The sequence below is a fragment of the Desulfomicrobium escambiense DSM 10707 genome (genome assembly GCF_000428825.1).
Lineage (GTDB): Bacteria > Desulfobacterota > Desulfovibrionia > Desulfovibrionales > Desulfomicrobiaceae > Desulfomicrobium > Desulfomicrobium escambiense.
On the sequence record NZ_KE386803.1, the window covers coordinates 74,542 to 101,320 of the forward strand.

At 64.2% G+C, this 26,779-nt stretch carries 23 protein-coding genes; 13 read left to right on the forward strand and 10 right to left on the reverse strand.

Annotated features, from left to right (window positions below):
- Positions 1-211 precede the first annotated feature (211 nt).
- The 10 genes from cas2 to G394_RS0116425 all read right to left on the reverse strand — a co-directional run bounded on the left by cas2 (position 212) and on the right by G394_RS0116425 (position 10,368).
- On the reverse strand, positions 212-502 hold the full coding sequence (gene cas2 / locus G394_RS0116380) for a CRISPR-associated endonuclease Cas2 (RefSeq protein ID WP_028578568.1): 291 nt from the start codon (positions 500-502) through the stop codon (positions 212-214).
- 4 nt (positions 503-506) lie between these two features.
- The gene (cas1c, locus tag G394_RS0116385; protein ID WP_028578569.1) at positions 507-1,538 is read right to left on the reverse strand and encodes a type I-C CRISPR-associated endonuclease Cas1c; all 1,032 of its coding nucleotides are present in this window, start codon (positions 1,536-1,538) and stop codon (positions 507-509) included.
- A complete protein-coding gene (gene cas4 / locus G394_RS0116390) occupies positions 1,535-2,155 on the reverse strand; it encodes a CRISPR-associated protein Cas4 (protein ID WP_028578570.1) in 621 nt (206 codons plus the stop codon). Before cas4 ends, cas1c begins: the two co-directional genes overlap by 4 nt.
- Before the next feature lie 53 nt (positions 2,156-2,208).
- Positions 2,209-3,084: a HEAT repeat domain-containing protein gene (locus G394_RS0116395; protein WP_028578571.1), complete on the reverse strand. Its 876-nt coding sequence runs from the start codon at positions 3,082-3,084 to the stop codon at positions 2,209-2,211.
- Between the two features lie 71 nt (positions 3,085-3,155).
- Positions 3,156-4,016: a type I-C CRISPR-associated protein Cas7/Csd2 gene (cas7c, locus tag G394_RS0116400; RefSeq protein ID WP_028578572.1), complete on the reverse strand. Its 861-nt coding sequence runs from the start codon at positions 4,014-4,016 to the stop codon at positions 3,156-3,158.
- Between the two features lie 2 nt (positions 4,017-4,018).
- Positions 4,019-5,764 carry a type I-C CRISPR-associated protein Cas8c/Csd1 gene (cas8c, locus tag G394_RS0116405; protein WP_028578573.1) on the reverse strand — a complete coding sequence of 582 codons (1,746 nt, stop codon included), beginning with the start codon at positions 5,762-5,764 and terminating at the stop codon, positions 4,019-4,021.
- The gene (cas5c, locus tag G394_RS0116410) at positions 5,761-6,426 is read right to left on the reverse strand and encodes a type I-C CRISPR-associated protein Cas5c (protein ID WP_028578574.1); all 666 of its coding nucleotides are present in this window, start codon (positions 6,424-6,426) and stop codon (positions 5,761-5,763) included. The genes cas8c and cas5c overlap by 4 nt, the downstream gene beginning before the upstream one ends.
- A 14-nt stretch (positions 6,427-6,440) precedes the next feature.
- Positions 6,441-8,639 (reverse strand): CRISPR-associated helicase/endonuclease Cas3, encoded by a 2,199-nt coding sequence (locus G394_RS0116415; protein ID WP_028578575.1) that lies wholly within the window; start codon positions 8,637-8,639, stop codon positions 6,441-6,443.
- Entirely contained in the window at positions 8,629-9,600 is a 972-nt protein-coding gene (locus tag G394_RS0116420; RefSeq protein WP_028578576.1) for a helix-turn-helix transcriptional regulator, read from the reverse strand. Before G394_RS0116420 ends, G394_RS0116415 begins: the two co-directional genes overlap by 11 nt.
- Before the next feature lie 558 nt (positions 9,601-10,158).
- The gene (locus tag G394_RS0116425) at positions 10,159-10,368 is read right to left on the reverse strand and encodes a hypothetical protein (protein ID WP_028578577.1); all 210 of its coding nucleotides are present in this window, start codon (positions 10,366-10,368) and stop codon (positions 10,159-10,161) included.
- A 330-nt stretch (positions 10,369-10,698) separates the two neighbouring features.
- Between G394_RS0116425 and mfd the strand changes: the two genes are divergently transcribed.
- The 13 genes from mfd (at position 10,699) to G394_RS0116495 (ending at position 26,644) form a co-directional block, all read left to right on the forward strand.
- Positions 10,699-14,163 carry a transcription-repair coupling factor gene (mfd, locus tag G394_RS0116430; protein ID WP_028578578.1) on the forward strand — a complete coding sequence of 1,155 codons (3,465 nt, stop codon included), beginning with the start codon at positions 10,699-10,701 and terminating at the stop codon, positions 14,161-14,163.
- A gap of 152 nt (positions 14,164-14,315) precedes the next feature.
- Positions 14,316-15,236: a SurA N-terminal domain-containing protein gene (locus tag G394_RS0116435; protein ID WP_028578579.1), complete on the forward strand. Its 921-nt coding sequence runs from the start codon at positions 14,316-14,318 to the stop codon at positions 15,234-15,236.
- Between the two features lie 37 nt (positions 15,237-15,273).
- Positions 15,274-16,209: a helix-turn-helix domain-containing protein gene (locus tag G394_RS21765; protein ID WP_043776316.1), complete on the forward strand. Its 936-nt coding sequence runs from the start codon at positions 15,274-15,276 to the stop codon at positions 16,207-16,209.
- 33 nt (positions 16,210-16,242) lie between these two features.
- Entirely contained in the window at positions 16,243-16,986 is a 744-nt protein-coding gene (recO, locus tag G394_RS0116450; RefSeq protein WP_028578581.1) for a DNA repair protein RecO, read from the forward strand.
- Positions 16,987-17,019: 33 nt separating this feature from the next.
- The gene (locus G394_RS0116455; RefSeq protein WP_028578582.1) at positions 17,020-17,889 is read left to right on the forward strand and encodes a glycine--tRNA ligase subunit alpha; all 870 of its coding nucleotides are present in this window, start codon (positions 17,020-17,022) and stop codon (positions 17,887-17,889) included.
- Positions 17,890-17,926: 37 nt separating this feature from the next.
- The gene (gene glyS, locus G394_RS0116460) at positions 17,927-20,008 is read left to right on the forward strand and encodes a glycine--tRNA ligase subunit beta (protein ID WP_028578583.1); all 2,082 of its coding nucleotides are present in this window, start codon (positions 17,927-17,929) and stop codon (positions 20,006-20,008) included.
- A gap of 110 nt (positions 20,009-20,118) precedes the next feature.
- Positions 20,119-20,379 carry a 30S ribosomal protein S20 gene (rpsT, locus tag G394_RS0116465; RefSeq protein WP_028578584.1) on the forward strand — a complete coding sequence of 87 codons (261 nt, stop codon included), beginning with the start codon at positions 20,119-20,121 and terminating at the stop codon, positions 20,377-20,379.
- A 262-nt stretch (positions 20,380-20,641) separates the two neighbouring features.
- Complete coding sequence (locus G394_RS0116470) at positions 20,642-21,781, forward strand: ABC transporter substrate-binding protein (RefSeq protein WP_028578585.1); 1,140 nt, start codon at positions 20,642-20,644, stop codon at positions 21,779-21,781.
- Positions 21,782-21,843: 62 nt separating this feature from the next.
- Positions 21,844-22,725 carry a branched-chain amino acid ABC transporter permease gene (locus tag G394_RS0116475; protein ID WP_028578586.1) on the forward strand — a complete coding sequence of 294 codons (882 nt, stop codon included), beginning with the start codon at positions 21,844-21,846 and terminating at the stop codon, positions 22,723-22,725.
- 1 nt (position 22,726) lies between these two features.
- Positions 22,727-23,707 (forward strand): branched-chain amino acid ABC transporter permease, encoded by a 981-nt coding sequence (locus G394_RS19675; RefSeq protein ID WP_245578368.1) that lies wholly within the window; start codon positions 22,727-22,729, stop codon positions 23,705-23,707.
- A complete protein-coding gene (locus G394_RS0116485; RefSeq protein WP_028578587.1) occupies positions 23,700-24,473 on the forward strand; it encodes an ABC transporter ATP-binding protein in 774 nt (257 codons plus the stop codon). The genes G394_RS19675 and G394_RS0116485 overlap by 8 nt, the downstream gene beginning before the upstream one ends.
- A 5-nt stretch (positions 24,474-24,478) precedes the next feature.
- On the forward strand, positions 24,479-25,207 hold the full coding sequence (locus G394_RS0116490; RefSeq protein WP_028578588.1) for an ABC transporter ATP-binding protein: 729 nt from the start codon (positions 24,479-24,481) through the stop codon (positions 25,205-25,207).
- A gap of 150 nt (positions 25,208-25,357) precedes the next feature.
- Positions 25,358-26,644, forward strand: a complete 1,287-nt coding sequence (locus G394_RS0116495) for a phenylacetate--CoA ligase family protein (RefSeq protein ID WP_028578589.1) — start codon at positions 25,358-25,360, stop codon at positions 26,642-26,644.
- Positions 26,645-26,779: the final 135 nt, after the last annotated feature.

Consider the following 26,779-nt stretch of genomic DNA (forward strand, 5'->3'; position numbering starts at 1 on the left):
GGTTTCAATCCACGCCCTCCGCACGGAGGGCGACCGTGAGTTGCGAAATATGTTGGCATCATTGCGTTCCCCAAGACTATTCCGCGAACCATGTCGGAGAAAATACAACCCTTCCGTCCGCCAACAACTCAAATCAATATTAGTCCAGCAAAACCGATTACTCCCGTAATCGCGAACCTCCCAGACAAACCGGGACAGCTTGGGGTTCGCGCTATAAAATCAGGGGGCCTTCCGGGTCGTACTCGGGCTTGGCACCGACATGCTCGATTTTTCGTTTCCAGTTGGCGCCCAGATAGTAGAAGCGCAGGCTGTCCTTCCGCTCATCCATTTCGGTCAGCAGCCGGTGTTTGAGCCTCGCCCATTGCGCCGGATCAACCACGCATTCGAACACGGAGTACTGCACCCGCTGCCCGTAATCCTGACAGGCTTTGGCGATGCGCCGCAGACGTCTCTCACCCCCCGGGTCCTCGAAACTCACGTCGTAGCTTATGAGTACCAGCATGTCGTCATTTTCCCACAAACGGAGGATATCCATCCACGTCGCCGCGAAGCCATCTCGCCATGAGCATGGCCTGTACATGGAAGACGAGCCCCATGGAAATCCGCTCATTCAAAAACGGATGCACGATCTCATCCTGTTTGCGTTTCTGGTAAGCGACCAGCAGCGTTTTTCGGGCGTCATTGGTCATCCTGACCGCACCGGTTTCCAGAATCTCGAAGTCGTCTTTCTTGATCTGTCCCAGATTGATGAGCGAAAGTGCCAGACGGTCACCGACGAAGGCCCTGAACTCTTCCATGACGTCGAGCGCCAGTCCATGGCGTCCGGGCCTGTCCCGGTGCAGGAATCCCACCTCGGAATCCAGTCCGACGCATTCCAGGGCGCTACGCACGTCATGGGCCAACAGGGTGTAGATGAATGACAGCAGACAGTTGACCCGATCCAGAGGCGGACGGCGACTGCGCCCTATAAAGCGGAATTCCGGTTCCCCCGAGAGGATCAGATGGTCGAACACGCCGAAATAGCCGTTGGCCGCTTCGCCCTCGATGCCGCGGGCGACATCGAGGCTGACCGGCTGCTGCAGACGCTGCAGGCAATCCTTCAGATGCGACACCTCTTTGTCCAAGGGCGAACCGTCAATCTTGCCGCCATGGTCTCTCAGGGCCCGCTGGACTATCCGTCGAGCATTGATGATCTTGGCGCTGATGATGGATCTGGCCACCTCGGCGCTTGCCTCTGGAGAATCCGCCCGGCGATACTGCTCTCGTCGAAGCAGGACATTGCCGGAAACAGGCCCCTGCACCCGGGCCAGAAAGCGCCCGTTCTCGGTCAGAAAACTGAAGCCCAGCCCTCGCTCGGCGGCAAATCCCATCAAAAACGGGCTGCACGAGACCTGCCCGAAACAGACGATACCGCCAAGGGTATGCACCGGCACACGCAGCCTGACTTCGTTGTCCATGCGCACGGCCACGCATTCCCCGTCCTTGGCCAGATATGCGCCCTGAGTCGTCACGTAGAGCGTATTGAGCAGCTTCTTCATTCGGTGTCCGCCATGGCAGCCAGATACTTCCTGACGGTCTTGCCCCGTGGAAGTTCCGGCATGCACAGATCGATCAGTGAACAGGCATCGCACTTCGCCTCGTAGAGAGCCGCAGGGGTTTTCCCCGACGCGACAAGCTCATGCAGACGCGCAGAGGCTCCGATCGTTTCCTCACGCAAGACGGCGTCGAATGCGACCACCTCCCTTCGTCTGGTCTTTCCGTAAAAGAGCGCCCCTTGAGCGATGGCCACGCCGAGCATCTCCTCCAAGGCCATGGCCTGGGCGCAGAGTTGAATCCTGTCCCAGTTGGCGGCCTTGCTGCGGCCCCGTTTGTATTCGATGGGGTAGACATCCCCCCTTTCAGGGCCGAACTCGACCACGTCGGCCAGACCGGACAACCCGAGGCGCAAGGAACGCAAGGGCAGACTGCGTGCGATGCGCCGTCCCGCACGCACAAGGTCCACTCCAGCATCGACCTTCTCGTGAAGTATGCGGCCTTCGGCCGTGAACAGATTTTCCTCCCAGACCCGCTCGATATGGATGAGCGCACATTGCCGCTCGCAATAGAGCAGATGCTGCAAGGCTGATATGGGGAGAAGGTCGTCTTCCGTATACACAGGAGCTGACTCCGTTTGCGCTTTGCGACGTCGCGACTCGGCAGGGAAGCGAGTCAACGGCAGCGCCTCAGCTTGCCCATAAGAATTTCACGCATGCTCGGTTTGTCCTCCGGATACAGGGAGATGAGCCGCTTACCCTGCTGCTGATACAGTTGCTGCTTCTTGAGCATGCCGATCTTGTAGTCAGCGGTGTCCATGCCCCAATACTCAATATAGACATCGAACTCGGGCAGATAGAAATCCGGCCGGATGGCGTAGCCGTCGAGGATGCGAAAACGCTCGTCGTACCGATAGCGGATACCCTCGGCGCTCAGAGCCTCGCAGACAAGCCGTTCGCCCTCGGACTGCACCCAACTGCCGTCCTTGGCGCGGATGGTCTTCTGCAGTTCGATTTTGGTCTCGTAGTTGCGGCGCTCCAGAAAGACTTCGTCGAAGCAGTGGTCGCAGAACGGTCTCTGAAAGGCCTTGTGACTGCGCACATATTCGTCGGCCGCCAGTTCCACGCCGCAACGCTGACAGCAGTGCACAACCGCACGGTCCGCGATATCCGAAGCCGCACGGATCAGCTTGCCCGCAGCCAGCACACTGCGCTTGACGTAATCGCGCTCGGCCGGATTGGCATAGAGATCGCGCAGGTCCGACAGCACCGCCCGGGCAGCGGCCCCGTAAGAGCCAAGGGCCTTGGCCGCGTACTGTCGAACCTGCGGATGTTCGTCACGTAACAGTGGATGCAGCGCCTCCACCGCTGGAGCCGACGTCACGATGCCCGCCAGTTTGCCCAGGCCTGAGGCCGCAAGTCTGCGCACCAGCGGCGACACGGATTTGGACAGTTCCAGCAACTCCGGCAGGGCTTGCGGGTCCGCGCTGTTGCCGAGTTCCGTGGAGCGCCGGGCCAGCGTCTTTTCGGTGGAGGCGTTCATGTGTTTCATGACTGATTTCGATTCCGGGGAATCTCCATGGCGTCGCGACAGTGTGTACCGGCGCGATGCCATGTGTGCGGTTAGAGTTTTTCGATAACCTCGACGCCGGAGGGAGCCTGGTCGACTGCCACCGCGTAGTCGGCAAAGGAGCGTGCCGGGCCGGCGGAGCCTTCGGCGCGCCTGACTTGCACCAAATCGAAGAGCTTATGCGCCGGGGCGTTGCCGAGCTTGTTCTCGTGCCGGAAGACAATAAGCTTGCGGCTGCTCATGAGGCCCCGGGCAGCCGAGCGGTCATGTTCGAACATGTTCGCCAGGGCATCCCAGAGCAGATTCAGGTCGTCCTCGGAAAAGCCGGTCTTTTCCGCTAGCGGGGCAGAGACAAAGCCGTGCGCCACATACAGTCCGTAGGGCACGATGTGCTTGCGGCCCATGGTGCGTTCCTTTTCGAGATCCTTCTCGTTGGTCACGGCCATGCGGGTGATGCTGACTTCCTGCGGAATGATCGGCTCAACGCTTTTGGCAAAGGCGAGCTGCACCGGGCCGCGCACTTGGCCGCAGTTGACCTCGGTGGTCATGACCGCGCCGAATGTACGGATGTCGAAGAAGTTGGCGCACATCCAGTCGGTTACTTCTTTCGCCTTTTCGGCATTCTTGGGCAATTTTTTCGCTTCATGAGTCAGTTTGGCTTCAGTGTACGCTTCCAAATGGCTGGTATTCAATACCGCTTTCTCCTGAATATAAATGCGAAAACCCTTAGCGCCTTCCTTGGCCAGGGTCACATGGTTCCTGATCTTGCGCTTCAGGCACACATCCGTGACCAGACCATGCCCTGTTTCCGGGTCGATGCGCGGCATGTTGCCCGCGTCCGGGTCGCCGTTGGGGTTGCCGTTCTCGACGTCAAAAAGCAGCACGAATTCGTAGCGGTTGGCGATGGCGGTCATGGTTAGTTCTCCTTGCTCTTCTTGGTGAAAAAGTCTCTGCGCTGGTGGTAGTAGCCGATCATGAACAGGCCTTGCTCCTCGGATGCCATGGTAGTCGGGAAGTCGCTGAAGGCGCTGATAATGTCCTGCATCATGGCTTCGTAATGGAAGGCCATCCCTTTCTTCTCGGGGTCCTTGCGAAGTTTGGCCGTGTGGTTGGCCGCATTCTTGAGCAGCATGTGGAAGACCTGTCCCGGATTGGCTGACGCGGAGGCCAGATAGCGGTCCTTGATGGTCGCGCCGGCTCCGGGAATCGCCTCTTCCTGGGCTTTTTCCAGGACGGCGAAAAGTCGGCCAAGCAGATACGGGCGGTCTGTTCTTGCGGGGTCGAGTGACACGGGTACCTCCAACTGTTTGTTTCGCGTGAGAAATGCCTTGATGAGTGCGGCCCGGTAATACGTCACCGCGTGTTCGGCACGGATGCGGCCGAGCACCGCCGGCAACAGGCTCTGCGGGTACTGCCCACCGGTGAGCATGGCCCTGGCCACGCCTCCGGCCAGCACGGGCGAGATGTTCTCGCTCTTGTTCAGCGTCGCGGTCTGGCGAAGCAGGAGCCAGAGCGGCGGAAACTCGGGCTCGTTGTCGTACTGCCGGATGATTTCCAGATCCCGGAAATGCCTGCCGATCTTGTGCAGCAGACCGCCTACGGTATCGACCTCCCAGAAACGTATGGACAGACGGGCCGCGTTTGGGGCCAGGGCCAGCACATAGAAGCGAACGGATTCATCCAGATCGGGCACGATATCGACGGCGTGCTTGCCGGAACGGATAGCCTGGAGCAGGTCGTGCAGCTTGATTGCGGTCTGATGGTCGACAGTGGTTTCCGGCTGCGACGATTGTGATGAAGGGTCAAAGAGATCAGCCAGGAAATCTTCCGCAGGGCTGGTGCACTCGGCCCAGAAGACGATGGTGGCGTCGCCGATGGTGATTTTTTGGCGACTGCCGCGTGTCAGCAATGCGTTGAGCGCCGTGGTGTAGGCAAAGGCGGATATTTCCCCGACATCCGCCTTGTCCTTGTCATAGGAGACAAAGGCGCTGGCATTGTATGAAACGATGTAGCCGCCTGATGTCTGACCGCCTGCGACACCCTTGATGGGAGTATGCACCCGCGCCTGGGCGACATCTTGCTCACCCGTGATCAGACACTGCACTCGCGGGGCGGCGTCGGACTTGCCGCAATGCGTGAGCCATACCTTTTGAATCGGCAACCGATTGTGAATGAAGCCCTTGGTTCCTTCGAGGCGAAAGACGAGATTTGCTGCAGCGATATCGTGCCAGTTCAGAAAAGCGGCGACATTCTTTTCCGCCTGCTCCGGGTCCCAGCTGTCCAGAAATCTTTTTATCGCCAAGAGCCCGGCGTCATCGAGATCTTCGCAAATTGAGCAAAGCAGCTCTTTGAAGGCGGCAAAACGCTCCGCATTGTCTTTTGCCCCGTTCTTGTCATTACCCAGGGCGTACGCCGCTTTGTCCCAGCAAAAGTTGGCCTTTACGCCGGAAGTCCTTGTCACAGCGGCAGGAACGGCCATCTTCCGAGGCCGCAACTTCCTGCCATCCTGCTCCCGCAGGTCCTCGATGCCCCGCAAATTCCCATCCCCATCCAGCACCAGTGCAAAAGAGATGTTCTCCAGGCTGGTGCCATACGGCGGCATGCCTGAATCCGGGTCCTCGCTCATGCGTTCGTAATATCCGTGCAGTGCTTGCAGAATCATGTCCGCACCTCCGGGGACAGGCGTGACGGCGGAGCTATCACCCCGTCCTGCATGATGGCATTGAAGAAGAGTGGGGTCATGTCGCGCTCGAAATCGATGTCCAGCAGCATGTAGCCCAGTTCTCGCTTTTCCCCGGCGTAGCAGGACGGCGGGACATCGCCTTCAAGCAGTTCGAAGGACGCCGGGAACTCACGGCAGCCCAGACACGGCTGGTGGAAGAACTGTCCGCTGCGCGCGCGGCGGTTGAAGATGTCCAGATGCTTGCCCTCGTTGTCCGCCGCTCCGGCCTTGTCGGTCAGTTCGAAATGGGCCTCGATGACGTACTCGACGTTGCGCAGCAGGGTTGCGGCACGCTGCTGGCGGTTGCCGCCGTCATCGACCAGAAAATAGAGCGGCTTTCTGTCGCGCATGGCCGTGACCGGGTTGGGTTTGGGGATCTTGGAACTGACCTCGTTGCGGCGCACGTTGTCGAAAACGATGGGCCGCAAGACATGGATTCTGTCCACCACCCAGCGGATGGCCGGTTTCCAGTGAATGGCCTCCAGAATGCCCCGGGCGGCGGACGGGGTCATGACGTCATAAGACACCCGCTCCACCTTCATTTCCGGCCTGGTGAAGCAGGCATAGTCGCCCCAGACCCGCAGTTTGATGCCAAATGCCATAGGCTCCTCCTTATTCAGGCTATTAAACCTTCAGCTTCCCAAACCCCGCCAGCATCCACGCAGAGGCCGACATTGTCGCTGTACGCAGCCATATTGCGCAGCACGGGGTACGTGTCCCGGATCATTTCGATGGCGCCATCGGACCTGAGCCGTGCCAGATCCCTGCTTCTGGCCGTCACGGAATACTGTTGCAGCCTGCGCAGGACAGGACGCGGGAACTCGGTGAAGCGCAGTTGTCGGACCAGTTCTTCCGCCTCGTCTTCCTTGGGGACGATCAGGGCGGTTCCTTCATCCTCGATGAAGCGGAACTCCCCCGCGATCTCCCTGAACGGAAAGAGCAGATCCTTGCCCACGGAAGCGTTCAGGCGTTTGACGATCTGTTTTTTGTCCAACTCCTGCACGTCATAGAGCAGCCCAAAATACCGGCGCATGGCCGTCAGCCCGAGCGGATCCTCTTCAGGCAGGGAGCGCAGGGTTTCGCCCGCGCGGCTGGCGCAACGCTGCAGCCACGGCATCCTGGGCGGATTTTCGGGTTCGTACACGACAACCATGCCCAGTCCGTCCAGTCGCCCCTCGCGGTTGCAGCGCCCGGCGGCCTGGGCGATGGAATCAAGCCCAGCCATGGCCCGATACACGACCGGAAAATCCACATCCACCCCGGCCTCGATGAGCGAGGTCGATATGACGCGGCAGGGGCGGTTGTCCTTGAGCCGCCGCCTGATGTCGTCAAGCGTGCGCCGCCGGTGTTCGGGATACATGTTCGTTGACAGATGGAACGCGCCTTCCCGTTCGTGCAGCAGGTCGAACACCGCTCTGGCCTGGGCCTTGGTACCGACAATGCAGAGTACCTGCGTCAGGCCGTCGAGTTGTCCGGCCAGCGCCGCGTCGGTCAGTCTGCCCGCAAAAGTGACTTCGGTTCGTCTGAGATCGGTGTAGAGCATTGACGGGTCGGCGATGATCTCGCGCACATCCGGCAAGCGGGTGCGCAGACTTTCGTCATCCACGGCGGGCTGGGTGGCCGTGCACAAGACCACCGAACACCCGTAGTGATCCACCAGCTCTCGCAGGGCGCAGAGGCAGGGTTCCAGATACTCCGTGGGTATGGCCTGCGCCTCGTCGAGGACGATGACGCTGCGGGTGATGTTGTGCAGCTTGCGGCAACGCGACGGTTTGTTGCTGAACAGGGATTCGAAGAACTGCACGTTGGTGGTCACGACCACCGGCGCGTCCCAGTTTTCGGCGGCCAGGCCGCGCCACCTGTCATACCCGCGCTCTTCGGGCTCGTCCTTGCCCATGTAGTTGCAGTGATGCTCCAGCACATTTTCCTTTCCCAGCAAGGCGCTGAAGACACCGGCGTTTTGTTCAATGATGGAAGTGAACGGAATGGCATAGATGATCCGTCGAAGACCGTGCGTCACGGCATGATCAAGGGCGAAGGCCATGGACGAATAGGTTTTGCCCCCGCCAGTCGGCACGGTCAGGGAAAAGAACCCCGGCTCGTCGCCGGCCCTGGTCCGACAATCGGCAAGAACTGTCTGGCGCAGTCTGTTCACCCGGGACGGCGCTGCGTCGCGGGCAAGTTCAGCAAGCCGTCCATTCAAGGCATCGCGCAAAATCCCGAGGTCGGAACGATGGTTGCCGCTGCGCACGCAGGACTGGCCTGGGTTACAGAATGCCTCGGTATCCAGAAAATCCGCGTCCGTAAGGCAGGAAAAAAGCATGCGGGTAAAAAAAGACAGAGAAAAACCGGGATTCGCCGGCCGTTTTGAAAAAGGCAATTGCAACGCGGCGGGGCAGGTGACACCAGGCAGAATCGCGACATCCGCCGGAATCCGCTCATGCCGGAGGCGATAGTGAAGTTGGCCGTCCTGTATCCCGCCGTCGGGAAGGCCGCCGTGGTGCCCGGCGATGATGTACGATAACATTTGGCCGAGCCTGCCGCCCTCATCCCGGCCAAGCCTGGCTCCGAAAATGGAATGATTGACCCTCAGTGGTTTGCCTTCGAGGCGCCAAATGAATTCTTGAGAGGCCTTTCCGGCGTCGTGCAAAAGGCCGGCAGCCTTTCCCCAGTCGCTTGCGCCGAAGGCTCCGGCAAACCCTGAAGCCAGGCTGGCCACGTTCCGAAGATGCTCCTCCAGCCCCTGCCAATCGGACTTGTCCGAATTGTCCGTCGAGTGGGCGTAGTATTTCATCTTTCCGCGCTCATATCCCATACCTCCCCATCATCCCCCTCACCTTCTCCATCGCCTCCGCCCTCAACCACCCCGGTTCCAGCACCTCGAAATCCGCGCCCCAGCGCATGGCCCACCAGAGCACTTCTTTGGGTTCCGTGGCCCGAACTTCGTAGACCAGCGAGCCGTCGGGGTTGTCCGTGAGGCGCTGGCTGGGGTTGTGGTACTCCTCGCGGATGTACGGGGCCGCGAAGGGCGAGAACCAGATCCGCACCGTCTCTGGCTCGCGGTCCACGGCGAAGACGCGAAACGAGTTCTGGCGGCGCTCGTCGTAGGCGTAGCCCCGGTTGTTGGTGAACGTGATCCCCGTGAGCCTGGCCCTCGCGATGCGGCACGCCTTGAAGCATCGCACGGCTCTGCGCCCCCAGTGGTAGCCGTCCAGGTACAGGGCCCCGTCCAGGACGTAGAGTTGGTACGGGTCCACCTCGAACTCCTCGGGTTCTGCGTGGGGCTTGGCGTAGGAGACCTCGACCCGTCGGCGTTCGGTGACCGCCCGGAACAGGGTGTCCACGACTTGACCCCGGCCGCCGACGTGCGCCGGCATTTCTGGCCCGCTCAAGAGGGCCGAGCAGGCGGCGGCGACCGGCGCCTCGTTCACGGCCAGGAGCTTGGTCGCAGCCTTTCTTGCCCGCGAGGCCAGGAAAGACTCCTGCAGCCCGCCGAGCCGGCCCACCGCCAGGATGATGGCTAGGCGCTCGTCAAGGGTCATATCCGGCGCGGTCAGGAAGGCGTCCTTCTCGATGATGTGCCGGCGGGCCTTGCGGTCGAAGCGGAACTCCACGCCGAGCCCCTTGAGCAGCGCGCAGTATCTGCCGTAGGCCGATTTTTCGATCCCCAACTCCTGTCGAAGCGCGCCCGGCGATATTGCGGGAGTCGCCTTGATCGCCATGTAGAGGTGGAGAATCCGCTCCAATTTCGAGGAGTCAAAGACCTTTGCGCCCATCTTCTGCCCCTTTGATTCGTTATCAGGCAAGTGCAGTGACCGGGATCTTCCCCGACAGTGGGGAAGATCCTTGAACGTGATGCGTTGTGCTGCAACAAAATTTTACAGCCGTTGTTGCCGAATATTTCCGGGGAAAACAAGGAAGAAGAACTGTAAGACAAAAAACAATCTTTTGAGTAAGAGGTATTCGTCAAAAAATCAGTGCGGTTGTATATAAGATGCTGATTTTTGTATGGCAGGGTCGACAGTACTGTAGTGAAGCGTGTGGCGATCAGTCTTTCGGGCCGGGAGGGGTGATGGATTGATCGGATCGAAGGCTGTCCGGCGGCGCAAGAGTGCAGGTCTGCTTCGGAGGGTTGGAATCCGGTGATGAACGCTGCGGATGCGGGGATGTCGGTGCGTGGATGAGACGGCATCCAGGCCGGAGCGGGCCGGAATCCGGGCGGCAGAACTGAAAAATCCTCCCGGCTGAGGAGGCGGGAGGATTTTTGCGTTGGCGCCGTCTGTTCGGAGCCTGGCGGACCGGGCGGGCGTTTTGGCGCTGAGTATGCTTGGGTGCTAGATGCGGCCCATGGAGTGGCGCAGTCTGAGTTCGTTCAGGATGGCGTTTTCGTAGTGGGCCGAGGGCGGGCACTCGTGTTCGGGGGTTTCGAGGTACTTGTCGAGCATCTGGCTTTCTTCCCAAAAATCGAGCAATTCGTCGTTGCCGAGGATCTTGAGCTGGTCTTCCAGGGTGAAGGGATCCTCATTGGGAAGGAATCGTGCCATCGAGTATGCTCCTTGGACAGGGTTACGGGGGCCGCAAGCCCAGTCCTTACCCATACCAACCTGGGCTGTCCATCCTTTTTCAGGGTGTCCCGGAGGGCGACGGAGCGCAGGGAGAGGCCGCGGAGTCCCGCCCCGGGAATGGACTCGGAGAGGCCCTTCATCGCGAGGGGCGTTTCCCTGCGCATGCTTGACCTGAGGCGTCTTTTGGGCAACGTAGGGTTGCCGCAGCTTGGGCCCAGCCCGGCCGCGCATGGCCGAAACCCGATGCACAAGCCGCCTCCCGACGGGGGGCGGCCTTTCCCCGTTCCTCCAACCCGTGACCGGTACCGCGTGTTCATTCCCCCCGCCCTGCAGAAGCTCGTTTCCGGCGCCGACCGACAGCAGCGCATTTTCAAGAGCGGCCCCGCGGCCCAGATGTACCTGGCGCACGCTTTCATGGAACAGGGCCAGAACGTCGTGCTTGTCCTGCCGCCAAGCGCCGACATGCCCCTGTACGCCTCCCTAGCCCGCATCCTGTCTCCGGGCGATCAGGAGCGGAACTTTTGGGAGCGCCGCTGGCTGCGCTTTCCGCACTACAACATCGAGGACCCGCGTCGCTCCCCCTGGCCCGACCGCTGGCGGGCCCTCTTCACCCTGGCCCACAAGGGCAAGGGCAGAGGCGTTCTCCTGCCCCTGGAAAACCTGATCCAGAAATGGCCGCATCCGGACCTGCTGCAGCGTGAGCACCTTTCCGTAGCGCAGGGTGACGAGATCGACCAGGATGACCTCCTCGAAACCCTGGTCAACTGGGGGTACACCCGGGTGTCCATGGTCACGGCCATGGGCGAGGCGTCCCTGCGCGGCGACATCATGGACATCTTCTGCCCGGGCTACGAGCATCCCCTGCGCCTGGAGTTCTTCGGCGACGCCCTGGAGCGCATCCGTCTCTTCGAGCCCATGACCCAGCGTTCCCGGGCAGAGCTCAAGTCCGCCGTGGTCCTGCCCGTTGCCGGCTGCATCGGCGCCGAGACCTACCGTGAGGCGGCGCGGGGCATGTTCGACGGGTGGATGCGTCTGGGTGAAATTTCCAAGGGGACGCGTGCCGATCTGGAAAAGGAACTGCTGCAGCCCCACCCGCACCTGCCCCCGAGCATGTACTATCCCGACACCGTGGGCCTGGAGTCCTGGCTGCCCGAGGGGTGCGTCTTCCTCATGGCCGAGGCCCAGGACCTGCGCACCAAGCTGGAGGAGACGAGCTGGGCCTGGCAGAACCATTTTCGCGACGAGGAGCGCCTGTGGCCCCGGCACGGCCTGATCCAGACCCCCGGCGACGTGCGCCGGATCTGGGAGCAGGGCCGGCAGATCTTGTGCGAGAGCCTGGTCATGGGCGTCAGGGAGGAGGGCGCGGATCTGCCCGAGGAGGCGGTCAACGCCTTCGAGGACCTGTTCTGGACCCCCGAGAGCCGCAACCGCCCCTGGCGGGCCCTGATGCAGGAGGTCGACGCCTGGCGGCGCGAGTGGCGCCAGACCCTGCTGTGCTTCCATTCCGAACAGTCGCGCCGCAAGTTCATGCAGCTCGCGGCCCAGGACGACCAGGTCTTCAAGACGGCCTACGCGCCCGGCGAGTCGGGCATCTTCGCCCTGGTCGGCTCTCTTGGCCACGGTATGCGCCTGCCCTGGGCCGGCGTGCAGCTCCTGCCCGAGTCCGTGCTCCAGCCCGGGGCGCCCAAGGCCCAGCGCGCGGCGAGCAAGGCCTTCAAGGGTCTCGACGCCTTCGACGAACTGGAGCAGGGCGACCTGCTCGTGCACCGCGACTACGGCCTGTGCCGTTTCGGCGGCCTGCAGCGCATCAAGTTCGGCGACGTGGCCAACGACTATCTCCTGTTGCAGTACGACGGCGAGGACCGCCTCTACCTGCCCGTGGACCGCCTCGGCCAGGTCCAGCGCTACAAGGGTCCCGACGGCGCGGCCCCGGCCCTGGACCGTCTGGGCGGCACGGCCTGGTCCAAGGCCCGCGAGCGCACGCGGCAGTCCATCGCCAAGATCGCCCGCGACCTGGTCGAGATGTACGCCTTCCGCAAGATCGCCAAGGGCTACCGTTACAAGCCCGTCTCGGAGCTGTACTGGGAGTTCGAGGCCAGCTTCGGCTTCGAGGAGACGCGCGACCAGGAGAAGGCCATCGCCGACGTGCTGGCCGACATGGAGAAGGCCGAGCCCATGGACCGCCTGGTCTGCGGCGACGTGGGCTTCGGCAAGACCGAGGTGGCCCTGCGCGCGGCCTTCCGCGCCGTCCTGGACGGCAAGCAGGTGGCCCTGCTGTGCCCGACCACGGTCCTGGCCGAGCAGCACTACCAGACCTTCCGCCAGCGCATGGAACCCTTCTCCATCAACGTCGGCCTGCTGAGCCGCTTCGTCCCGGCGGCGGGGCAGAAGCGGGTCCTCGAAGCGACGCGGCGCGGCCAGGTGGACGTGCTCATCGGCACCCACCGCATGCTTTCCAAGGACGTGGAGTTCGCCAACCTGGCGCTCATGATCCTCGACGAGGAGCAGCGCTTCGGCGTCAAGCACAAGGAGCGCCTGAAGAAGATGCGCTCGACCATCGACGTGCTGACCCTGACGGCCACGCCCATCCCGCGCACCCTGCAGCTGTCCCTGTCGGGCATCCGGGGCTTGAGCGTCATCGAGACCCCGCCCCGCGACCGCAAGCCCGTCGAGACCTCCCTCATGGAGCGCGACCCCGAGCAGCTGCGGGCCATCCTGGAGCGTGAGCTGGCCCGCGGCGGCCAGGTCTTCTGGGTCTACAACCGCGTGCAGGGCTTGGAGCGGGTGGCGGAGTTCGTGTCCGGCCTGGTGCCTGGGGCGCGGGTCGGCATGGGCCACGGCCAGATGAAGGCCCACGACCTCGAGGAGACCATGCACAAGTTCTGGCACGGCGAACTCGACGTCCTGGTCTGCACGGCCATCGTCGAGTCTGGGCTGGATTTTCCGCGGGCCAACACCCTCATCGTCGACCAGGCCCAGCTCTTCGGCCTGGGCCAGCTCTACCAGCTGCGCGGCAGGGTGGGGCGCTCCAGCGAGCAGGCCTACGCCTATTTCATCATCCCCGACCTGGACCGCCTGCAGGAAACATCGCGCAAGCGCCTGAAGATCATCCTCGACATGGACTACCTCGGCGCCGGCTTCAAGGTGGCCATGGAGGACCTGCGCCTGCGCGGGGCCGGCAACATCCTGGGCGAGGCCCAGTCCGGGACCATCGGCAAGGTCGGCCTGGACCTGTTCCTCGAAATGCTCGAGGAGGAGGTCACGAGGCTCAGAGGCGGCAAGGTCGAGACCGAGATCGAGCCGGAGCTCAACCTCGGCTTCCAGGCCCTCATCCCCGAGGAGTACGTGTCCGACCCCAAGGAGCGCCTGCACTACTACAAGGCCCTGTCGTCCTGCCGCGACGAAGGGGAGATCGCCGAGATCGTGGACGACATGCGCGACCGCTTCGGCTCCCTGCCCGACGCCCTGAAGACCTTCGTGGCCGTGCTGATGATCAAGATCGACGCGCGTCGGCTGGGTGCGGTGCGCATGGACCTCTTCGAGGACCGGGCGCTGGTGCACTGGGACGAGACACGGCACAACCTCGACCCGGTCCGCCTCATGGCCTGGGTGGGCGAGAACGCAGCGGCGGCCAGGATCCTGCCGCCGGCCAAGCTGGAACTGCGCATGCCGGGACATGGTGCCGTCACGGCGGCCATGCAGGCCCTCAAGGACATGCTCCTGGGCCTGCGGGACAGGTTGGGTGCCGGCGCCGCGGAGGCGGGACAAGATTGAACTGGACTCGGCCTGCGCTCAAGGTTAGTACCGTGAACGCGTTTGACGTTCGCGCGCCCTGGCCCCGCGCTCTTTTCGATGCGCCGGTTGGGCCGTGCGCGTTCGTCGAAGACGTGCCCTTCAGCGACATATTCAAAGGATAAGAGCTTCCGATGATCAAAAAAACGTGTTTCCGTGTTCTTCTGGCCCTGTCTCTTCTGCTCGCCGTCATCGGCCAGGCGCAGGCCGCGCAGGTCCTGGACCGCATCGTCGCCGTGGTCAACGGCGAGATCATCACCTACGTCGACCTGCAGCAGCAGATCCGCCTCATCGCGGGTCAGACCCCGCCGGCCGAGGAGGCCGCCAAGATCGCCCCCCAGGTGCTCGACGGGATGATCGACGACATCATCATGCGCCAGGAGGCGGCCAGGCTCCAGGTCGAGGTCTCCGACTCGGAAGTGGACAACGAGATCCGGCAGTTCAAGGCACGGCACCGCATGACCGAGGACGACTTCGAGCGTTCCCTGCGCCTGCAGGGGCTGACGGCGGAGCAATTCAAGGAACGCAGCCGCCAGGACATCGTCAAGCACAAGATCATCAACTACATGGTCCGGCGCAAGGTGGTGGTCACGCAGGAAGAGATCGACGCCTACAAGGAGCGCAACAGTGCCGAACTGACCACGGAGCGCACCGTTGACCTGCAGATCCTGGCCGTGATGGACTCCGCCCAGGCCGAGGAACTCTGGACCAGGATCGGTGCGGGCGAAATCGGTTTCGCCGAGGCTGTGGACCGGTATTCCGTGGGTCCCAAGGCCGACGACGGCGTCATGGCCGGCGTGCGGTGGCGCGACCTGGCCGAGCCCTGGCGTCAGGCCCTGCGGGACCTTTCCGTTGGCGACATGAGCCGTCCCGAGCTGATTCAGGAGCGCTGGGTCATCCTCAAGCTGCTGGACCGCAAGGACGAGGCGCGGCAGGAGCAGGGCACCGTCGAAGATGAGGTGCGCGAGGCCATCATGCGTCCCAAGCTCGAAGAGCGTTTCAAGGAATACATGGCCGGGCTGCGCGCCAAGGCCGTGATCGACAAGCGGCTCTAGGCCTCTTTTTCCAATCCACGACGGAGTGACGCGGAATATGGATCTGATCGAAATCGGAACGTTGCTGCGCGAAACGCGGGAGCGAAAGGGCCTGAGCATCGAGGCGGTCGAGGAGAAGACCAAGATCGCTCCCTCGGTCATTTCCGCCCTCGAAGAGGGCAACCGTGAAAGATTTCCCCACCCGGTCTACGCCAGGGGCTTCGTGCGGAGCTACGCCCTGCTGCTCGGCCTCGACGCGCAGGACCTGTGCGCGCATTTCAGCCGCGAGTATCCCGTGCCCACTGAGGCAGACCACCCCGAGCACCATGCGCCCAAAATCAGGGTCCGGACCCATGATGCGGACCACGTGAACACCATCGTGCGCGTGGTCGCCATCGCCGGCATCCTGGCCCTGGGGGCGCTTGGCTGGTACGTCTTCGACGTCTACCGTTCGCGCCAGGTCACAGAGTCCGCGCCGGCCGTTCAGGAGCCCGCGCCCGCCCCGGCGCCGCAGGCCCAGACCCTGCCGCCCGAGAATGTGCCCGCCCCCCTGACGCAAATGCAGGAGGTGGCCGCCGAGCCGCAACTCCCGGCAGGAGCCGAGGCCGTGCAGAACGCCTCTCCCGCCGATGCCGGCAATGCCTCCGCCGCCCCCGCCGCCGGGCAGGTTCCGGCGCCTGCGGCCGCGAAACAGCCCGAGGCCTCCGTCGTCGCCCCCGCGGTGACCCGCGAGCAGGCGCCAAGCGCTCCCGCGGCCACCGGCGGCGAGCGGACGCTGCGCATCAGCGCGAGCTCGGCCAGTTGGCTGCAGGCTCGGCCCGACGACAAGGTCGTGGACTATTTCTTGCGCAAGGGGGAGTCGGCGACGATCACCTTCCGCGACTCCCTGAGCGTCAAGTTCGGCAATGCCGGCGGCGTGGCCCTCGAACTCGACGGCAAACCCTACCCCTTCGAGGCCAAGCTCGGGGAGGTCAAGACGCTGGTCGTGCAGTAGGCCGGCGCCGGAAGCGTCGGCGAGGATCGGAGCGTGGAATTTTCCGAACAGGTTCTTGTGCTGCGGGTGGGCACGTTTCGTGAAGCGGACTGCTGGGTCCGTTTTTTTTCACCCACCCACGGCCTGCTGACGGGCTTCGCTTTTGGCGGACACCGCAGCCGCCGGCGCTTCTGCGGCTGTCTGGACCACCTGAGCGTGGTCCACTTCCGGGTCAGCCGGGGCCGTCAGGAGTATTACTGCCTGGAGGAGGGGACCCTCATCAACGGCTTCCCGACCCTCAAGCGGGACCTCAAGAAGTTGGGGATGATCAGCAACTGCGTGCGTTTCTTCGAGTCCCTGTCCTTCACCCCGGACGGGTACGCGCCGGCCTACGCCCTGCTGCGGGAGACCCTGGAGGCCCTGGACCGGGAAGAGCCGGGGTCGTGGTTCATCCCGCTGCTGTTTCGGGCCAAGATGGCCTTTTCCCAGGGCTACCAGCCGGACCTGCGGCGCTGCCGCCAGTGCGGCGGCCCCCTCGACGCCCATCACCGCTCGGTCTTCGCCGTGCAGGAGGGCGGGCTCTATTGTCTGCGCTGCCCGTCTGGGGGCGGCGCCAAGATTTCCACCTCCCGCGAGACCCTGGGGCTGCTGGACCATCTGGCCCGCACGGGCCCCAAGGAATGGGCCGGCCTCATGCCGCCGGCCAGGGTGCGGGAGGAATGCGCCCACCTCGTGGACGCCTTTGTCCAATGCCATCTGGGCCTGACCTGCGAGGGCAACCGCTTCGTGCGGTGCTGACGCGGCCGGGCATATCGTTCTAAGGAGCTTCGCATGAATTTTCAGGACGTCATCAGCAACCTGCAGCGTTTCTGGGCCGGACAGGGCTGCGTGCTGCAGTTTCCATACGACATGGAGGTCGGGGCCGGGACCTTCAACCCCTCGACCTTCCTGCGGGTCCTGGGCCCCGAGCCCTGGAAGGTGGCCTACCCCGAGTCCACCCGCCGCCCCACGGACGGCCGCTACGGCGAGAATCCCAACCGCCTGCAGCACTATTTCCAGTTCCAGGTCATCCTGAAGCCGTCCCCGGCCAACGTGCTGGAACTGTACCTGGACAGTCTCGGGGTGCTGGGCATCGACAAGCACGTCCACGACATCCGCTTCGTCGAGGACGACTGGGAGAGTCCGACGCTGGGCGCCTGGGGCCTGGGTTGGGAAGTGTGGCTCAACGGCATGGAGGTCACGCAGTTCACGTACTTCCAGCAGGTCGGCGGCATCAACCTGGAGCCCGTCAGCTGCGAGATCACCTACGGCGTGGAGCGGCTGTGCATGTACCTGCAGGAGAAGGAGTCGGTCTACGACCTGGCCTGGAACGACCACGTGACCTACGGGCAGGTCTACCACCAGGCCGAGGTGGAGCACTCGAAGTACAATTTCGACCACTCGGACCAGGACATGCTGCTGGGCTTCTTCAACGCCTGCGAGGCTGAGTCCCGCAAGCTCTGCGAGGCCGGGCTGCCCTGGCCGGCCTACGACTTCTGCCTGAAGTGCTCCCACACCTTCAACCTGCTGGACGCCCGCGGAGCCATCTCTATCACCGAGCGGGCCAAGTACATCGCCCGGGTCCGGGCCCTGGCCTCGGCCGTGGCCAGGCTCTACGTCGAACAGCGCGCGGCGATGGGGCATCCGCTTTTGAAATCCTGACCTTCCCGTTCACGGGTTCTGCATAGGGAGTTTTTTCATGAGTCATTTCGTTCTTGAGATCGGTGTGGAGGAAATGCCGGCGCGTTTCCTGCCCCTGCTGGACCGGGAGCTGCGCGAACGCTTCGAGGCCCTGCTCGGCGAGTCCGGGCTCGAATTCGGCGCCGTGGCCTCCTTTTCCACGCCCCGGCGTCTGGTGGTGGACATCACGGGACTGGCCGGCGTGCAGAAGACCGAGGAGATCGTGGTCTCGGGCCCGCCCGTGCGCATCGCCCTCGACGCCGACGGAAAACCGACCAAGGCGGGGCTGGGCTTCGCCAAGTCCCAGAACGTTGAGTTCGACCAGGTCTACGTGGAGAAGACGGACAAGGGCGAGTACCTGGCCCTGAAGAAGACCGTCGGCGGCCGCGTCGCGGCCGACATCCTGGCCGAGACGTGCGCGGCCGTGCTGCCGTCCCTGACCTTCCCCAAGAAGATGCAGTGGATCGGCAAGGACTGCACTTTCGGCCGCCCCGTGCGCTGGCTCCTGGCCATGCTGGACGACAGGGCGGTGCCCTTCGACTTCGCGGGCCTGACGGCGGGCTCGGAAACACGCGGTCACCGTGTCATGGGTCCCGGCCCCTTCGCCGTGCCCCACGCCGACGACTACGCCCGCGTCCTTCTTGAGCAGGGCAGGGTGGTCCTCGACGCCGCGGCCCGCAGGTCCGCCATACGCGCCGACGGCGACCGCCTGGCCGCCGAGGTCGGCGGTACGGTGGAGTGGTCCGAGTCGCTGCTGGACCAGGTGGCCAACCTGGTGGAGGCGCCCAGGGCCATGCTTGGCGGCTTTCACGAAAAATTCCTGGAACTTCCGGCCGAAGTCCTGCTGACGAGCATGGAAACCCACCAGAAGAGTTTCGGCCTGCGCGGTGCGGACGGCAAGCTCCTGCCGTATTTCCTGACCGCCGCCAACATCGAGTCCCGCGAGCCCGCCCTGGTCCGTAAGGGCTGGGAGAGGGTCCTGCGGGCCCGCCTGGAGGACGCCCGCTTCTTCTGGGAGGCAGACTGCGCCGCCACCTTCGAGCAGTGGCTGGACAAGCTCGACAAGGTCATCTTCATCGGCCCACTCGGCACCATGGGCGACAAGACCCGCAGGCTCGAAAAGCTCGCCGCGTCCATCGCCTCGCGCATCGCCCCGGAACTGTCCGCGGACATGGGCCGGGCAGGCCGCCTGTCCAAGGCCGATCTCGTATCCGAGATGGTCTACGAGTTCGACGACCTGCAGGGCAAGATGGGCGGCATCTACGCCCGCATGAAGGGCAAGGGCGAGACCGTGGCCCGGGCGCTCTACGAGCAGTACCTGCCCGCGGGCCAGGATTCCCCGCTGCCGGGGAGCATGGCCGGCGTCATCCTGTCCCTGGCCGACAAGCTTGACAACCTGGCCGGCTGCTTCGGCCTGGGCATGATGCCCACGGGCGCGGCCGACCCGTACGCCCTGCGGCGCAACGCCCTGGGCGTGTGTCGCATCGTGCTCGAAAAGGGGCTGACCCTGGACCTGGCGGAACTCCTGCGCGAGGCCCAGGTCGGGTACGTCGGTGTGGAGTGGAAGCTGCCGCCCGAAGAGGCGCTGGACAAGCTCATGGATTTCTTCGGCCAGCGTCTGCGCGCCTACTGGAACGCCCAGGGCGTCCCGACCCTGGTCCTCGAGGCTGCCATGGCCCCCGGCTTTGGCGACATCTTCGAGACTTGGCGGCGGGTGGAGGCCCTGGCCGATTTTAGCCGCGAGGCGGATTTCGAGGCCTCGGTCCTGACCTTCAAGCGCGCAGCCAACATCATCCGCAAGCAGGCCGGTCAGGAACTCTCGGGCGAGATCCGCGAGAACCTGCTCGAAGGCGACGCCGAGAAGGCCTTCTGGGCCGCGCTGCAGGCCGTCGAGCCCGAGTGGGCCCGTCTGGCCGAGGCCGGCGACTACCCGAAGATGCTGGCCCTCCTGGGCACCCTGCGCCCGGTGGTGGACGCCTTCTTCGACGGCGTCATGGTTATGTGCGACGACGCGGCCTTGCGCACCAATCGCCTGAACCTGCTGCAAAGGCTGGTCTCGACCCTGGGACGGGTGGCCGATTTCGGAAAATTCCAGGTCTGATGCCGTCTGCGGGCTTGACAGCGTCCAAAAGCATCGGCTACAGCCTTCGGATTGCAGAGACATCTTCTTACTGACTGAAACACGCGTATATTTTTGAAAGGAGTTTTATCTTGGCCAATCACAAGTCTGCCCTCAAGAGACACCGCCAGAGCCTCAAGGCCCGCGAGCGCAATAGAATGATGAAAACCCGTGTGAAGAACGCCATGAAGGCCGTGCGCACCGCCATCGAGTCCCAGGACCAGGATGCCGTGACCACCGCCCTGAAGGCCGCCACCACGGTTCTGGACAAAGCCGCGAGCAAGAAAGTCGTGCACTGGCGCACTGCCGCCCGGAAGATTTCCCGTCTTTCCCTGGCCGCGAACAAGATCTAGCCATACGCACCCGATTCAGTCACGAAAGCCCGTCATGATGCTGCATGACGGGCTTTTGCATTTTCGGCCCCCGTCTGGGACCACGCCGTTTCCTCCGTATTTCCGCCTCCCCGCGCCCCCTGCGCCTCGGATCGCCTCGAGGCCCGGAACCCCTGCATTCCCGGTCGTTCCTCGATTGACAGGCCTTGTGTCATCAGGTTATCGATTATCGTTCAAATTGTCCGGTTTTCCGGGTTCACCCTCACACGTTTCGGAGGTCTTCATGAAAGCGGCGAAGTGGGTCGTTGCCCTCGTTTTCACCCTGTTGTCCTGCGTCCCGGCCCTGGCGGCCGACACGATCAGGATCGGCGCCATCTTCTCCGTGACCGGCCCGGCCTCCTTCCTGGGCGAGCCCGAGAAGAACACGCTCCTCATGCTCAAGGACAAGGTCAACTCGGCCGGAGGCGTGAACGGGAAACAGGTCGAGGTCATCGTCTACGACGACGAGTCCGACGTGAACAAGTGCGTCATGGCCGCCAAGAAGCTCCTGGACCAGGACGGCGTCAGCGTGGTCATCGGCCCGAGCATTTCCGGCAATACCCTGGCCATCTCCAAGTTCTTCTCCTCGGCCGAGGTGCCGCTGGTGTCCTGCGCGGCCGCCGAGAAGATCGTCAAGCCCGTGGACCCGTGGGTCTTCAACACCCCGCAGCTGGACCGCCATGCCGTGACCAAGATTCTCCAGAGCGCCAAGGCCAGGGGCTTCTCCAAGCTGGCCATCCTGACGGTGTCCGACGGCTACGGCCAAGCCGGCCGCGGGGTCCTGAACGAGCTCATCCCGGCCGGGGGCTTCCAGCTCGTGGCCGACGAGGTCTACGGGCCCAAGGACACGGACATGACCGCCCAGCTGACCAAGATCAAGGGCGCCGCGCCCGACGCCATCATCTGTTGGGGCACCAACCCCGGCCCGGCCGTAGTGGCCCGCAACCGCGTCCAGCTGGGCCTGACCACGCCCTTGTACATGAGTCACGGCGTGGCCTCGGACAAATTCATCGAACTGGCCGGCGACGCGGCCGAAGGGCTCGTTCTCCCGGCCGGCCGCCTGGTGGCCGTGGACCTGGTCCCGGCCGACCATCCCCAGAAACCGGTGCTTGAGGCCTACGTGGCCGATTACGCCAAGGCCTACAACTCCCCGGTCTCGTCCTTCGGCGGCTACGCCCACGACGCCTTCGCCCTGGTCCTGGAGGCCGTCGGCAAGGGCGGCTCTGCCAAGCCCGCCGACATCCGCGACAACCTGGAGAAGATCGCGAAGTTCCCCGGAACGTCGGGGGTGTACACCTACGGCCCCGACAACCACAACGGCCTTGACGAGAGCGCCTTCATCATGGTGACCATCAAGAACGGCACCTGGAACGTGACCGAGTAGAACCGCAACGTCCGAACAGGCCGACGGATGGAAGCGTCCGCCGGCCTTTTTCTTGGGAGCACATGGACCCGTCGAGCCTCCTGCAGTACCTCATCACCGGCCTGACCCTGGGTAGCACCTACGGCCTGACGGCGCTGGGGTTCACCATCATCTTCAACACCACGGGCGTCATCAACTTCGCCCAAGGCGAGTTCGTCATGCTCGGCGGCATGATGAGCGTCTATTTTACCCGCGTCCTGGGGCTCGGAGAACCGGTGGCCGTGATTCTGGCCGTGGTCGGGGCCACCGTGGCGGGTGCTTTGGTCGAGCGCCTGGCCATCCGCCCCGTGCGCGACTGCCCGACCATCAACCTGGTCATCATCACCATCGGCGTGTCCATCCTCGTTCGCGGCCTGGCCATGCTGGCCTGGGGCAAGGACACGCACGTGCTCGAACCCTTCTCGGGCGACCGGCCCATCATGGTCCTGGGCGCGGCCGTCATGCCCCAGGCCTTGTGGGTGCTGGCCGTGAGCCTCCTGCTCCTGGCGGGCCTCAAGGCCTTCTTCTCCGGGACCATCCACGGCAAGGCCATGCTGGCCTGCTCCCACGACCCCAAGGCCGCGTCCCTGGTGGGCATCGGCGTGCAGCGCATGGTCCTGCTGTCCTTCATGATCTCGGCGCTGGTCGGGGCCGTGGGAGGCGTGATTCTCGCGCCCATCACCATGACATCCTACGACGTGGGCATCATGCTCGGCCTCAAGGGCTTCGCGGCCTGCATCCTGGGCGGCCTGGGCAACCCCTTCGGGGCGGCGGCGGGCGGGGTCATCCTCGGCGTGCTGGAATCCCTCGGTGCAGGCTTCATCTCCTCGGCCTACAAGGACGCCCTGGCCTTCGTCATCCTGCTGGCCCTCCTCTTCGTCAAACCATCGGGGCTGTTCGGCCTCAAAGACAGCAAGCGGGTGTGACGTGAGCTACCGCAAGGACATGATCTGGCTGGGCTGCTTCTTCGCGCTGCTCATGCTCGCGCCGGCGGCGCTGCCCAACAACTATTTCCTGACCATCCTCATCCTGGGCTGCCTGCACTCCCTGAACGCCGTGGGGCTGTGCCTGCTGGTGGGGCACGCCGGGCAGATCTCCCTGGGGCACGCCGGATTCTACGGCCTGGCCGCCTACGCGAGCGCCTGGCTGAGCGCCACGGCCGGCTGGCCCGTGGAGGCCTCCATGCTGGCGGGCGTGGCCCTGACCGTGGTCGTGAGCGTGCTCATCGGCATGCCGTCCCTGAAGCTCAAGGGCCACTACCTGGCCATGGCCACCCTGGGCTTCGGCATCATCCTGTCCATCCTTTTCACCGAGACCGTGGACATCACCGGCGGCCCCTCGGGTTTTGTCGGCATCCCCCGCCTGTCCTTCTTCGGCCACGAGGTGAAGAAGGACCTGGCTCTGTACCGCGTCGTGGCGGGCGTGCTGTGCCTGGCCGTGTGGCTGGCCTTCAACCTGCTGCACAGTCGCATCGGACGGGCCCTGCGCGCCCTGCACACCTCCGAGAAGGCGGCCCAGGCCATGGGCGTGGACATCGCCCGCTACAAGCTCTTCGTCTTCGTCCTCTCGGCCGCGTTCTCGGCCGTGGCCGGCGTGCTCTACGCCCACTACCTGACCTTCATCGCGCCGTCGTCCTTCGGCTTCATGTTTTCGGTGGAACTCATCGTCATGGTCGTGCTGGGCGGCATGGTCAGCGTGCCGGGGGCCATCGTCGGCGCCTTCTTCGTGACCGTCCTGCCCGAGTTCCTGCGCGCCTTCGAGAACGTCGAGGTCGTGCTCTTCGGGGCCATCCTCATCTTGTGCATGATGTTTATGCCCGACGGCATGGCCGGGGGCTGGAACAGGCTGTGGGCCCGGGTCAGACGGGCCTGGGCGGCGCGCAACGCCTCGGGGGCCGCCCATGGGTAGCGCGGTGCTGGCAACGCGCGGCGTGTCCGTACGATTCGGCGGGGTGCACGCCCTGGCGGAGGTCGATTTCGAGGCCGAAGCCGGGGCCATCACGGCCATCATCGGACCCAACGGCGCGGGCAAGACTACGCTTCTGAACGTCATTTCCGGCATGGTGTCGCCCAGCGGCGGAAGCATCCTTTTCGACGGACGTGACATAACCGCCTGGCCGGCCCACGCGCGGGCCCGGGCGGGCATGGTCCGGACATTCCAGAACCTGGAGATATTTTCCAACATGACGGTGCTCGAGAACGTGGCCATGGGCTGTCACGGCCGCCTGAGCGTCCCGGCCTGGCACAGCATGCTGCGCACGCCGCGTTCGCGCAGGATCGAGGCGGACATCCGGCGCGAGGCCATGGACGCCCTGGAGTTCGTCGGCATGGCCGAGTACGCCCAGGCCACGGCCAAGGATCTGGCCTTCGGCCGGCAGCGGTCGCTGGAGCTGGCTCGGGCCCTGGCGGCGCGGCCCCGGCTCCTGCTGCTGGACGAACCGGCCGCCGGTCTGAACATCGCCGAAACCCAGGCCCTGGCGGCCATGATCGTGCGCATTCGCGACACCTACGGGCTTTCGGTCATCCTGGTCGAGCACGACATGGAACTGGTCATGGGCATCAGCGACGCGATCATGGTGCTCTGTTTCGGCCAGACCATCAGCCGCGGCACGCCGGCCCAGGTCCAGAAGGACCCCAGAGTCGTGGCCGCCTACCTCGGGGGGGACGAGGAATGAAGACCCTGCTGTCCCTCAAGAACGTCGACGTGTTCTACGGCCGCATCCACGCCGTGCGCCGCGCCACCCTGCACGTGCGGCAGGGCGAGATCGTGGCCCTCATCGGCGGCAACGGCGCGGGCAAGACGACCATGCTCTGCACCATCTCGGGCCTGAACCGCCCCGGCCAGGGCAGCATACTTTTCGGCGATGAGGAACTGACGCGCAGAAGCCCCGAGCAGATCGTGCGCGCCGGCATCTCCCACGTGCCCGAGGGGCGCCTGGTCTTCAGCCCCCTGTCGGTGGAGGACAACCTGCGCCTGGGGGCCTACACCCGGCCGCGCTTCCGCGAGCGCGCCGCCATCGCCGAGGACATGGAAACCATGTACGCCATGTTCCCGGTCCTGCGCGAGCGCCGGGCCCAGGCCGCCGGGACCCTGTCGGGCGGGGAGCAGCAGATGCTGGCCATCGGCCGCGCCCTCATGGCCCGGCCGCGGATGCTGCTGCTGGACGAGCCGGGCATGGGCCTGGCCCCGCTGGTGGTCCGGGACATTTTCCGGCATATCGTGGAACTGCGCGACAGGCTGGGCCTGACGGTCCTGCTCGTGGAGCAGAACGCCAAGAGCGCCCTGAAGATCGCCGACCGCGGCTACGTCCTGGAGAACGGCCGCGTCATCCTGCAGGGCACCGCGGCCGAACTGCTGGCCAACCGCGACGTCCAGCGCGCCTACCTGGGCCGCGAGCAGGAAGCGTGAAAAGGCCCGATTGTCGCGTTGTTGCGGCCAAAACGGGCCCTCATGTATGTCGCGATACACTTCGGCCCCGTTTTGGCCTTGCGCCTTGCACTCGAACCTTTTCACGCGTCCTGCGAATGGTCGGGAATTTAGGGATATAGGGGGAGAAAGATGTACTGGCAGAGCGAATATGAATGCATGGACCGCGGCGACCTGGAGCTTCTGCAGCTGGAGCGACTGCAGGCCACCCTGAACCGCGTGGCCCGCAACGTGCCCCTGTACCGGCGGCGGTTCGCGGAACTGGGCATCGACCCCTACGACGTGCAGTCCCTGGCTGACGTGCGGCGTCTGCCCTTCACCACCAAGGCCGACCTGCGCGAGAACTACCCGTACGGGCTCTTCGCCGTGCCCCTGCGCGACGTGGTGCGCATGCAGGCCTCCATGGGCACCACGGGCAGGCCCACGGTGGTGGGGTACACCTCGGGCGACGTGCGCCGCTGGTCCGAGCTGGCCGCGCGAATCCTCACGGCCGGCGGCGTGACCAAGGACGACGCCGTGCAGATCGCCTTCAACTACGGCCTGTTCACCGGCGCCTTCGGCATCCACTCCGGGGCCGAGCTCATCGGCGCATCGGTCATCCCCAGCTCGGGCGGCAACGCCCGGCGCCAGATCTCCATCATGCAGGACTACAGGACCACGGCCCTTATCTGCACCCCGAGCTACGCCCTGCACCTGGCCGACACCCTCGACGAGATGGGCATCAACAAGACGGCCTTGAGCCTGCGCTTCGGCCTTTTCGGCTCGGAGCCCTGGACCGAGGATGCACGCCGAGAGATCGAGGAGCGCCTGGGCGTCCAGGCCACGGACAACTACGGCTTGAGCGAGATCACGGGTGTGGCCGGGGAATGCCTGGAACGCTGCGGACTGCACATCAACGAGGACCATTTCCTGGCCGAGGTCGTGGACCCGGAGACCGGCGAGGTTCTGCCCGAGGGGCGGAAGGGCGAACTGGTACTGACCACCCTGACCAAGGAGGCCTTCCCCCTGGTCCGTTTCCGCACCGGCGACCTGACCACCCTCATCGGCGCGCCCTGCGCCTGCGGTCGGACCTTCAGGCGCATGACCCGCATCCCGGGCCGCAGCGACGACATGCTCATCATTCACGGCGTGAACATCTTTCCGGCCCAGATCGAGACGCTCATCGCCTCCACGGGTCTTGCGGACCCGCACTACCAGGTCGTCCTGGACCGCCAGGGGCACATGGACCAGGCGACGATCCTTCTGGAGGCGCCGGAGTCCTTCTGCACCGATTCCATCAAGCAGTCCCAGCGCATCCTCGAAAACGTGCGCATCCGCCTGCAGACCGAGCTGGGCGTGTCCTTCGAGGTCCGCCTGGTGGAGCCCCGCACCCTGCAGCGCGAAGGAGGCGGAAGGATCGTGGATCGCCGCAAAATCTAGCGCCGAGCGATCAATAACAAAACGCCCGCGGCAGAGATGCCGTGGGCGTTTTGTTTTGACGCGCGGGTGCAGGAGCGCTCTCACGAGCCGTGCGTTTTCGTGAGGCCTGGTCAGCGGAATACGCTTCCGCGCCTG